9 protein-coding genes are annotated in these 10,301 nt (G+C 57.9%); 7 read left to right on the top strand and 2 right to left on the bottom strand.

The genetic code is table 11. From position 1 onward, the window contains the following. Positions 1–2: 2 nt before the first annotated feature. The 4 genes from mutL (at position 3) to AC4GMC_RS15370 (ending at position 6,645) form a co-directional block, all read left to right on the top strand. Positions 3–1,775, top strand: coding sequence for a DNA mismatch repair endonuclease MutL (mutL, locus tag AC4GMC_RS15385; RefSeq protein WP_490367259.1), 1,773 nt, complete (start codon positions 3–5; stop codon positions 1,773–1,775). Then, positions 1,772–2,938 carry a DNA recombination protein RmuC gene (locus AC4GMC_RS15380; protein ID WP_487877891.1) on the top strand — a complete coding sequence of 389 codons (1,167 nt, stop codon included), beginning with the start codon at positions 1,772–1,774 and terminating at the stop codon, positions 2,936–2,938. Before mutL ends, AC4GMC_RS15380 begins: the two co-directional genes overlap by 4 nt. 66 nt (positions 2,939–3,004) lie before the next feature. After that, entirely contained in the window at positions 3,005–5,242 is a 2,238-nt protein-coding gene (gene rnr, locus AC4GMC_RS15375) for a ribonuclease R (protein ID WP_487877892.1), read from the top strand. 89 nt (positions 5,243–5,331) lie between these two features. Beyond that, complete coding sequence (locus AC4GMC_RS15370; RefSeq protein WP_487877893.1) at positions 5,332–6,645, top strand: lytic murein transglycosylase; 1,314 nt, start codon at positions 5,332–5,334, stop codon at positions 6,643–6,645. On the opposite strand, the gene AC4GMC_RS15365 is transcribed toward AC4GMC_RS15370, so the two are convergent. Continuing rightward, positions 6,642–6,947, bottom strand: a complete 306-nt coding sequence (locus AC4GMC_RS15365) for an H-NS histone family protein (protein ID WP_487878864.1) — start codon at positions 6,945–6,947, stop codon at positions 6,642–6,644. The genes AC4GMC_RS15370 and AC4GMC_RS15365 overlap by 4 nt on opposite strands. A gap of 152 nt (positions 6,948–7,099) precedes the next feature. Between AC4GMC_RS15365 and AC4GMC_RS15360 the strand changes: the two genes are divergently transcribed. After that, complete coding sequence (locus AC4GMC_RS15360; protein ID WP_487876485.1) at positions 7,100–8,773, top strand: DUF6504 family protein; 1,674 nt, start codon at positions 7,100–7,102, stop codon at positions 8,771–8,773. Between the two features lie 11 nt (positions 8,774–8,784). On the opposite strand, the gene AC4GMC_RS15355 is transcribed toward AC4GMC_RS15360, so the two are convergent. Continuing rightward, positions 8,785–9,237 carry a GAF domain-containing protein gene (locus AC4GMC_RS15355; RefSeq protein ID WP_487876486.1) on the bottom strand — a complete coding sequence of 151 codons (453 nt, stop codon included), beginning with the start codon at positions 9,235–9,237 and terminating at the stop codon, positions 8,785–8,787. A gap of 151 nt (positions 9,238–9,388) precedes the next feature. Here AC4GMC_RS15355 and AC4GMC_RS15350 point away from each other — a divergent pair, with 151 nt between their 5' ends. Beyond that, positions 9,389–9,733 carry an STAS domain-containing protein gene (locus tag AC4GMC_RS15350; protein WP_487876487.1) on the top strand — a complete coding sequence of 115 codons (345 nt, stop codon included), beginning with the start codon at positions 9,389–9,391 and terminating at the stop codon, positions 9,731–9,733. A gap of 16 nt (positions 9,734–9,749) precedes the next feature. Beyond that, positions 9,750–10,190, top strand: coding sequence for an ATP-binding protein (locus tag AC4GMC_RS15345; protein WP_487876488.1), 441 nt, complete (start codon positions 9,750–9,752; stop codon positions 10,188–10,190). The last annotated feature ends 111 nt before the right edge of the window (positions 10,191–10,301 follow it).

Here is a 10,301-nt window from a genome sequence, read left to right as displayed (position 1 = left end):
CGATCCGTCAGCTTGATGAAAGCGCGGTCAACCGCATCGCCGCAGGCGAGGTGATTGAACGCCCCGCTTCTGCCGTTAAAGAGCTGGTGGAAAACGCGCTGGACGCTGGTGCGCGGCGGATCACGGTTGATATCGCGGATGGGGGTAAAACACTGATCCGCGTTACGGATGATGGCCACGGGATCGCACCTGTGCAGATGCCCTTAGCGGTTTCGCGCCACGCCACATCCAAGATTGATGGCTCGGACCTGACCAATATCCATTCCTTTGGTTTTAGAGGAGAAGCGCTGGCCTCGCTGGGGGCTGTGGGGCGGCTTACGCTGACGTCCCGCACTGCTGGTGAGGAAGCGACGAGCCTGACTGTCACGGGCGGTGCGCTTGGCGCCTGTAGGCCCGCGGCGCTGAGCAGTGGCACCGTCATGGAGCTGCGCGATCTGTTCTACGCGACGCCCGCACGGCTCAAGTTTTTGCGCACTGACCGGGCTGAGATGCAGGCGATTTCGGATGTCATCAAACGCCTTGCGATGGCCGAGCCCTTCGTTGGGTTCACCTTGCGCGATGTATCGGCTGATGCGGCGCGGGTCACATTTCGTGCAGACCCGCAGACTGGTGATCTATTTGATGCGTTGCACGGACGGCTTGCCACTGTGCTGGGCAAGGATTTCGCCGAAAACGCTTTGCCCATTGATGCAGAGCGGGATGGCATTGGCCTGACCGGCTATGCCGCCCTGCCAACCTATTCGCGCGGGGCAGCGGTGGCGCAGTTTTTGTTCGTGAACGGACGTCCCGTGCGCGACAAGCTGTTGCTTGGGGCATTGCGCGGTGCCTATCACGATTTTCTGAGCCGGGACCGGCATCCGGTTGCGGCGCTGTTTATCGACTGTCCGCCTGAGTTGGTTGACGTCAACGTGCACCCCGCCAAGTCGGAGGTCCGTTTTCGCGAGCCGGGCATGGTGCGCGGCCTGATCGTCAGCGCTTTGCGGCATGCGTTGGCCAATGCGGGGCACCGCGCCTCGACCACCGTGGCCGACGCCACCCTTGGGGCCATGCGCCCCGAGGCCCCTGCCGCACCTGTTTATCAGATGGAGCGGCCCATAGGTCTTCGTCCCCAAAGCTATCAAATCGAAACACCTGCCTTTGCCGAACCAACGGCGCGGTTTGAGCCAGTTATCGACACGGCCCCTGATACGCCCCATCCGAACCACGGCCCCTTGGGGGCGGCCCGTGCGCAGGTGCATGAAAACTACATCATCGCCCAGACGCAAAACGGCATGGTTATCGTAGACCAACACGCTGCTCATGAACGGCTTGTGTACGAAAAGCTGAAGCGACAAATGGCCGAGAACGGGGTGCCGACGCAGGCGCTTTTGATTCCGGAAATCGTTGAATTAGGGACAGACGCGGACCGTTTGTTGGAGCTTGATTTGGGGCGATTTGGTCTTGTGCTGGAACCCTTCGGTCCGGGTGCGATTGCGGTGCGTGAAACACCCGCCATCTTGGGGACCATCAATGCCGAGGCGCTGTTGCGGGACATTCTGGATGAGCTGGATGACACCGGTGATACGCTGGCGGTGCAATCCCGGATTGAAGCCGTGCTAAGCCGGATTGCCTGCCACGGATCCATCCGTTCCGGCCGTCAGATGCGTGCTGAGGAAATGAACGCGCTGCTCCGCGAGATGGAGGCCACGCCTCATTCCGGTCAATGCAACCATGGGCGCCCCACCTACGTAGAGCTGAAACTGTCGGACATCGAACGGCTGTTTGGGCGCACATGATCCGTCTGGGCAGCATCGAGATCGCGTTGGATGATCCGGTCACCTTGGCGCTGATCGGGGCTGGCGCGCTGGTCATCTTGCTGGTGTTTTTATCTCTGCGGACGGCGGCTCGCACTGCCCGCGCGCTAGAGCCTATTGCAGGGCAAATGACCTATTTCAGCAGCCGGGTCCAAGCCCTGTCTGATGGGCAAATGCAGATCACCGGCGCGCTAACAGCCGTGTCAGAGGCGCAGGCAACTGCTCAATCTGCCATGTTGGCCAATATGGAACGTCGGCTAGAAGATGTGCAAAAATCCATGGGCGAAACGTTGCACGGCACCTCAAACCGAACGGCTCGTTCGCTGGGGGCGCTGCAAGAACGGTTGGAAACGATCGACCGCGCGCAGGCCAAGATCGAAAAGCTGTCGGGCGATGTCCTATCGCTTCAGGATATCTTGTCGAACAAACAGACCCGCGGGGCGTTTGGTGAAATCCAGCTGAACGATATCGTGTCCAAGGCGCTGCCAGCAGACAGTTATTCGCTGCAAGCGACGCTTTCGAACGGCAAGCGCGCGGATTGCTTGATCCATTTACCAAACCCTCCGGGGCCTATCGTGATTGACAGCAAATTCCCGCTGGAAGCGTATGAGGCCTTGGTTCGTGCGGACACGCCACACACCAAAACGGAGGCTGAACGCGCGTTTCGCTTGGCCATCCGCACCCACATAAAGGCGATATCTGAGCGCTATATTCTGGAGGGTGAAACCGCGGACGGTGCGTTGATGTTCCTGCCATCAGAGGCGGTCTATGCCGAGCTGCACGCGCATTTTCCCGAGGTCGTGCGCGACGGGTTCGCCGCGCGGGTTTGGATCGTATCGCCCACAACCTGTATGGCGACGTTAAATACGATGCGTGCGATCCTCAAGGATGCGCGGATGCAAGCGCAGGCCGGTGAAATCCGCAAACAAATCTCGGCGCTTCACCGCGACGTGGAATTGGTGGTTGAGCGTGTGGGCAAGCTGAATACACATTTTGGCCAAGCACGGCGGGACGTTGAAGGGATCAACATCGCAGCAGAGCGCGCGGGCAAACGCGCGGGTCAGCTTGAAAGTTTTGAGTTCGAGCCAAGTGCGCCGGACGCTGTGGTCCCCCTAACCAAGACCGCAACACCCCCCGCAGAGTAGCCGATTAGGGTCGCCCGGCCGCTTTCGGGCTGGGCGTACACCGGGCCGCGTGCTAGCTGCTGTCTTATGACACAGGTACCCACCAAGCCGCAGATCCTGCAATGGATCGCCGACAACCCCTCGCTCACTTCCAAACGTGACATCTCCAAGGCCTTCGGGATCAAGGGGGCGGCGCGGATCGATCTAAAGCGCGTCCTGCGCGAATTGGAGGCTGAGGGCCACCTGCAAAAACGTTCTCGCAGCTATACGGACCCGGACACACTGCCTCCTGTTGCAGTGGTTGAGGTGACAGGGACTGACGCAGATGGCGATCTGTTTGCCAGGCCTTTGCAGTGGAAGGGTGAAGGCAATGTCCCGCGCATCCTGATGGAGTTAAAGGCCTCAGATCCGGCGATGGGGCCGAGCGATCAGGCGCTTGTGCGGTTGCAGTCTGTGCAGGACGAAACACACGAATACATCGGCCGGTTGATCCGTCGGATCGGCACCAACCCTAAACGGATTTTGGGGGTCTATCGCACCGGCGCAGAGACGGGTCGGATTGTCCCGATCGATAAGGGTGCAGATCGCGAATGGCACGTACCTGCCGGCGCCAGCGAAGGCGCAAAAGACGGTGAATTGGTTGAGGCCGAGCAGACGGGGCCCAAAGGGCGCATGGGTATGCCCCGTGCCCGCGTGGTTGCGCGACTGGGTGATCCGGGTGCTGCCAAAGCCGTTAGCCTGATTGCGATCCACCAACACGGTATCCCCGATCACTTTCCTGATGCGGTCATGGAAGAAGCTGACGCCGCAACACCCGTCGACTTGGGCAAGCGCGAGGATTTGCGTGACCTGCCGTTGATCACGATTGATCCCCATGACGCGCGGGACCATGACGATGCCTGTTTTGCGCATGCCGATGATGATCCGAAAAACCCCGATGGCCATATCATTTGGGTCGCGATTGCGGATGTTGCGCATTACGTGCGCCCAGGCTCTAAACTCGACCGAGAGGCCCGTCGGCGCGGTAACTCAACCTATTTCCCCGACCGAGTGGTGCCGATGCTGCCCGATCGGCTCTCGGGTGATCTATGCTCGCTTCACGAAGGGGTTGAGCGGCCCTGTATTGCAGTGCGGATGCAGATTGATGCATCGGGTGAAAAGATTGGCCAGCGGTTTGCGCGGGGCCTTATGAAATCCCATGCGTCACTGCACTACGAAGAGGTTCAAGCCGCGATAGATGGGGCGCCCACTGATCGTACCGAGCCATTTCTTGAAGATGTCCTGCGCCCACTTTATGCGGCCTATGAGGCGCTCAAGACTGCGCGGGCGTCGCGGCAACCGTTGGAGCTTGATCTGCCGGAGCGGACCATCCAACTGAGCCCAGAGGGAGAGGTGACAGCCGTTGCCTTTAAGGACCGGTTGGATGCGCACCGCCTGATCGAAGAATTTATGGTGCTGGCCAATGTCGCCGCCGCCGAAGAGCTGGGCACCCGGGGCCAAGCCCTGTTGTACCGCGCCCACGAAGAACCGAACGCCGACAAGTTAGAGGCCTTGCGGGACACCGCGCAGGCCAGTGGTTTTTCGCTGGCCAAGGGGCAGGTTTTGCAAACCCGTCAGTTGAACAAATTGCTTAGTGACGCGTCCGAAAGCGACTTTGCCGAATTGATCAACATGTCCACGCTGCGCAGCATGACGCAGGCCTATTATACGCCCAAGCACATTGGGCACTTCGGCCTTGCGTTGAAGGCCTATGCGCATTTCACGTCGCCCATTCGACGCTATGCCGACCTGATCGTGCATCGCGGCTTGGTTGCGGCGCATAAATGGGGCGACGACGGGCTGAGCGTGCAAGACACCGAGACGCTAGATGATACGGCCAAGCTGATCTCTGATACTGAACGGCGGTCGATGGTGGCTGAGCGGGATACCTCAGACCGCTACCTCGCAGCTTTCCTGAGCAATCATGTCGGCGCGGAATTCACTGGGCGCATCAGTGGGGTGCAGGCGTTTGGCGTGTTTGTGCGGCTGGATGAGACGGGCGCAGATGGGATGATCCCGGTGCGCAGCTTGGGGCGTGAATATTTCCGCTATGACCGCGATGCACAGGTGCTTGAGGGCACTGAGAGTGGCCTTCAAATCGGGATTGGGCTGCGCGTGACCGTCAAACTGGCTGCAGCGGTGCCGGTGACTGGGGGGCTAACGCTCGAAATGCTTGAGATTGATGGCGCCGTGACCAAACAGTTCACCAAGCGACGCGGAAAAGGGCCTGTCCGTCACAAAGGCAAGCGCGTCAAAAAGTCGACACGCCGCCGATCCACCAAGTAGCACAGTCCCGCTCATTCTCTGTTAACTGACTTTGTGATTTTTCCCATTCGCGTTACGCTCTGCGTGCGAACAGTCAAATGGGGGACACCATGCGCGGCGCAGCAGCAGTCATCGGATTTGTTCTATTGTGCGGAGGGGCCGGGGCCAGCCCGTTGGCTGTGGATGTCTCTGATAGGCCCGCGCCGCGCTCGCAGAGCGCAACCGTCACTCTGTCAACGCTGAACCCCGTGCAGCGCCCGATAGTTCCGACGCTTCAGACGCCGGTGGTTGAGGTGGCTGCCAATGCAAGATTTGACCGCTGGGTGGGTGCATTCAAACGCCGCGCGCAGGCGCAGGGCATTTCACAACGCACGTTGGATCAAGCATTTAAGGCGGCGCAATATTTGCCCGACGTTATCCGTCGTGATCGCAATCAGGCCGAATTCACCAAAACGCTTTGGGAATATCTGGATACTGCCGTGTCTGCGACACGGGTGCGCAACGGCAAGGCCGCTTTGCGCAAGCATTCCCGCGTTTTGGACCGGATTGAGGCGCAATACGGGGTCCCAAAAGAGGTGGTTGTGGCGGTTTGGGGCCTAGAAAGCGCCTATGGAACTTTCCGTGGGTCCGAGCCGACTATTTCCGCATTGGCCACGCTTGCTTTTGATGGCCGCCGCGCTCGCTTTTTTGAAAGTGAATTAGTTAATGCGTTAACTATTTTGCAAAATGGGGATATTGCGCCGCAGAATATGACAGGGTCGTGGGCGGGTGCTATGGGGCATACGCAATTTATGCCCTCAAGCTACAACGTTTATGCCGTTGATTTTACCGGGGATGGCCGTCGTGATATCTGGTCCGATGATCCAAGTGATGCCCTTGCGTCAACGGCCAATTATTTGGCGCGTTTCGGATGGCAGAATAATCTACCTTGGGGTGTAGAAGTTAAATTGCCTAATGGATTTGATTACGCCCAAACCGGTGATAGGGTTCGTAAATCCGCGAATGCGTGGCGTCAATTAGGGGTGCGTCCCGCGCGCGGCGGACAACTGCCCAACAGTGATCGGGTTTCGATTTTGGTTCCCGCTGGCGCAAAGGGTGTGGCCTTTGCAATCTATCGAAACTTCCAAGTGATTGAGAGGTATAACCCCGCAGATGCCTATGTGATTGCGGTGGGCCATCTGGCTGATCGCATTGCAGGCGGCCCTGATTTCAAGGCGTCTTGGCCCCGTGGAGATAGGGGACTGCGGTTTGTAGAGCGGAAGGAAATCCAGCAATTGCTGGCGCGCAGGGGGTTTGATCCCGGCGGGGTGGATGGGAAAATTGGACCCAACACGTTGTCAGCCGTGAGGCGGTATCAAGCGAGTATCGGGGCGACGCCCGATGGATATGTCTCGCTTGATTTACTGAATCAATTACGCCGTTAAATGGCGAAGGATTCGAGGTCTTTTCCAGCGTCGAGAGCCTCAACAATCCACTTTGGTTTTCGTCCACGCCCGGTCCATGTCAGTGCTTGATCTTCGGGGTGGCGGTATTTCGGTGGATTAACGTTTTTTGTTGTTTTCTTCATGCTGGCAACTTCGTTCAAATCAACGCCAATTTCCTTAGCGTAATCTTCGAGCTTTTTACGTGCTTCAAGCAGTCGCCGTTCCTCAAATGAAGTGATAGCTTTTTCTACATCGCGTTTCAGCTTTTTTAGCTCGTCTAGCGAAAGTGTATTCAGGTCCATGATAGCTCCCTTCTGAATAGCTGTGCCCGCTAACAGTAAATAGGGTGCCTATCAAGAAAAATCATGATTTCTATTATGTTTCGCGAACTCGACTCTTGTTGTGACTCGAATTAAATAGAACAAAGTGTGAACAAGCTGGAGTGTTCTTCTATATGGCCTGTCGTCGCGTTTTGTCTCTTTGGTTTCCGCGGTTTGCTGCAGAGCGGGCATTGCGCTTGGAGCGCGGTCTGACGGACCGGCCCTTGGCAATTGTGCGTCGCGTCGGAAATCTGCAAACCTTATGTTCCTTGTCGCGCGCCGCAGAGGCTGAGGGTGTGCATCGGGGGCAGGGTTTGCAGGACGCGCGTGCAATGTGCCCTGACCTGCTCACTCGGGCTGAAGATCCGCGGGGGCAGGCTGCTTTTTTGGCAGCCGTCCGGCGGTGGGCAGGGAAATTTTCGCCTTGGGTGGCAGAAGAAGGCGCGGCTGGCTTGATGCTAGATTTGACGGGTTGTGCGCATTTGTTCGGGGGAGAGGCGCCCCTTGCCAGACAAGCGGAGCAGGAGTGCGCGGCTCAAGGTTTGACAGTACAATTGGGCTTGGCGGATACGGCCGGGGCCGCATGGGCATTGGCGCGGTTTGCAGGTGCGCAGAGTTCGGCTATTCGGTCTGGCGATGCGATTGATCAAGAGGCGCGGGCAACCCGCTCGCGCGCCGTTAAGCGCCGCAACTGGGAGCGTGGCGGACCAGCTCCGGTCAAGCTGCCGGCCGCAGCTGTCTCTGCGGTGCGTATAGCGCCACCGGGACAAGTGCATCAGGTACTGGCCCCCTTACCAATTGCAGCGCTGCGCCTTACGCCGCAGGAAGTGGACGGCCTTGGGAAGGTTGGCTTGCGCACTGTCGGTGAGTTGCTGGGGCAGCCTCGTGCACCGTTGGCGCGTCGCTACGGACGTGGTGTCGTGCGTCGGTTGGACCAAGCGTTGGGCATTGAACCTGAGCCGATCGCGCCCGCGCGGCCCCCTCACCGTTTTGCTTTGCGCATGGGGTTACCTGACCCGATTGGTTTGGAAGATGACATCCTTGCAGGGCTCGACCGTTTATTAGGCCCGCTTTGCCAAAAGCTTAACGCCAAGGGGCGCGGTGCGCGGTGTATCCGGTTTGAATTGTATCGCGCGGGTGGCGGCGTTGAGCGCATAGAAGTTGGGTTGGCGCGTTCTACCCGCGACCCGGCCCAAATTCGTCCGCTTTTGGCGATGAAGTTGAGTGATGTTGATGCGGGTTTCGGCTTTGATATGCTGCGGTTAGAGGCGCCTGTAACTGAGCCGATGTCAGACCGTCAGCACGTTGGCGGGATGGAGGTTTCCGATGCAGTAACAACTGCGCGGGCGACCCCGGCAAAAACGGATGCGCTCGAGCGTTTGCTCGAACGCCTTGGCACGCGTGTGGGCCTAGAGGCGATTACACGTGTGCATCCCGCAGATAGCCGTATCCCTGAAAAAACGGATACAGTGCATGGTGCGGCTTGGGTGCCTGCACATACCGGGCCTTGGCCGGGACCACCTATCCAACGCCCTGTTTTGGCGTTTCGGCCAGAACCGGTTACGCGTACGCCGGACAGCCCGCATTTGCCGTCTGCATTTCGATGGCGTGGGCGCGATTGGGCTGTGGCTCATGCCGTTGGCCCTGAGCGAATTGCCCCTGAGTGGTGGCTAGACGATCCTAACTGGCGCTCAGGTCAGCGCGATTATTGGCGTGTCGACACGCAACAAGGCCCTCGTTTGTGGCTGTTCTATGCGCATGGTGGCGCAGTGAGCGCCGGGTGGTTTTGCCAAGGTGATTTTGGATAGCCGGATTCGCGTTAAGGGCGCGTAAAAACATCCCGCAGTAAGCGTTCCAGCTCGGCTGCGTCTTGGCTGGTAAATGCGTCAGGCTGATTGCTGTCGATATCAAAAACCGCGATCAGCTTGCCTGCCCTATCGTGTACCGGCAGGACCAACTCTGAACGCGTGGAGCTTGCGCAAGCAATGTGTCCCGGAAACGCGTCCACGTTCGGCACCAATTGCGTAGTCTCGGTGCGTGCTGCGGCCCCGCACACACCACGCGAAAAAGGGATCACAAGGCAACCATGTCCGCCTTGGTAGGGGCCAATTTTAAGCAATTCAGGCGCAACAACGCGGTAAAAGCCGGTCCAATCAAATCGCTCGTCGGCGTGATGCACTTCGCAGGCGACAGTCGCCATAAGCGCAACCAAATCATCCTCGCCTTCGGTCAGCGCGGCGGTCGTTTGATGCAGCATTGCGTAGTCGGCCATGATCGTCCTTTGGGGGTTAAGTGCAACAATATGTGGGGCCACAGATACTCATGTGTTTTTACAAGGTCGAGTGTTTTGGCCGATAGAAACGGATTGGTAACAATTGTGGCGTACGGTTTTTGGAATGTGTGAAAGTTGAAGGGAAGCCGTGATGCAGTTGACGACCCAGATCAAGACCGATGCGCTTTGTATAACGGTTGAGGATGAACGCATTGATGCAGCGATCGCTGTGCAATTCAAGGACACGTTTCGCAAACTGTTAGTCGGCCACAAGGGCCGCGTAGTTGTTGACATGGAAAAGGTCGCATTTCTTGACAGTTCTGGCCTTGGGGCCTTGGTCGCGGTGATGAAGATGCTGCCGAACGGGCAGAAACTTGAGCTCGCTGGGCTACGGGATGCCGTACAAAAGGTGCTTAGGCTAACGCGGATGGATAGTGTTTTCGTTATCCATCCAGATGCCAAAACGGCTTTTGGTTCTGAGCAAAGCGCCGCCTAAGCTTTGGGAGAGGACCATGTCACCTCAAACTCTGATCGATTGTGCATTTCCTGGCACATTCGCTCATGTGTCGGATCATCTGAAAAAGCTACAGGTTGAGCTGGAGCGAAATGCAGTTGAGCCTGAACCACGAGGTGACATTTTAATTGTCCTGGCTGAGGTGCTCAATAATATCGTTGAGCATGCGTATTGCGCCCCGGTGCATGGGGACATTCATCTGACGGTCTATGCGCACAAGCGGTCTGATAAAAACGCTGTCTACATTCAAACGATTGATCAAGGGCCGCCCGTGCCCGCCGATGCCTTGAGCGGGGCGGCTTTGCCAAGTTTGACCGAAGACATCCAAGACATGCCCGAGGGTGGGTTTGGCTGGTTTATGATTCATACACTTGCCGACAGCATAAACTACGAACGAATTGACGACGAAAACAGGTTCACGTTCTGCGTCGGGTTTTAGGGCGCGACGTCACAATCGATGAAAGCTTGGGCCGTCTAAGTCGTTGGCGCAATCCTCATCTTGGCTTCTGAAATTCTCGCGCTAAAGTCACGCTTCACACTGAGCGGAGAA

The organism is Thalassobacter sp. (assembly GCF_982993085.1).
This window is presented reverse-complemented; position numbering and strand designations above follow the sequence as displayed.

Coding starts and splice junctions, on each gene's coding strand:
- AC4GMC_RS15355 (WP_487876486.1), bottom strand. CDS start 9,237: ATGGCCGACTACGCAATGCTGCATCAAACGACCGCCGCGCTGACCGAA.
- AC4GMC_RS15360 (WP_487876485.1), top strand. CDS start 7,100: ATGGCCTGTCGTCGCGTTTTGTCTCTTTGGTTTCCGCGGTTTGCTGCA.
- AC4GMC_RS15370 (WP_487877893.1), top strand. CDS start 5,332: ATGCGCGGCGCAGCAGCAGTCATCGGATTTGTTCTATTGTGCGGAGGG.
- AC4GMC_RS15350 (WP_487876487.1), top strand. CDS start 9,389: ATGCAGTTGACGACCCAGATCAAGACCGATGCGCTTTGTATAACGGTT.
- AC4GMC_RS15345 (WP_487876488.1), top strand. CDS start 9,750: ATGTCACCTCAAACTCTGATCGATTGTGCATTTCCTGGCACATTCGCT.
- rnr (WP_487877892.1), top strand. CDS start 3,005: ATGACACAGGTACCCACCAAGCCGCAGATCCTGCAATGGATCGCCGAC.
- AC4GMC_RS15365 (WP_487878864.1), bottom strand. CDS start 6,947: ATGGACCTGAATACACTTTCGCTAGACGAGCTAAAAAAGCTGAAACGC.
- AC4GMC_RS15380 (WP_487877891.1), top strand. CDS start 1,772: ATGATCCGTCTGGGCAGCATCGAGATCGCGTTGGATGATCCGGTCACC.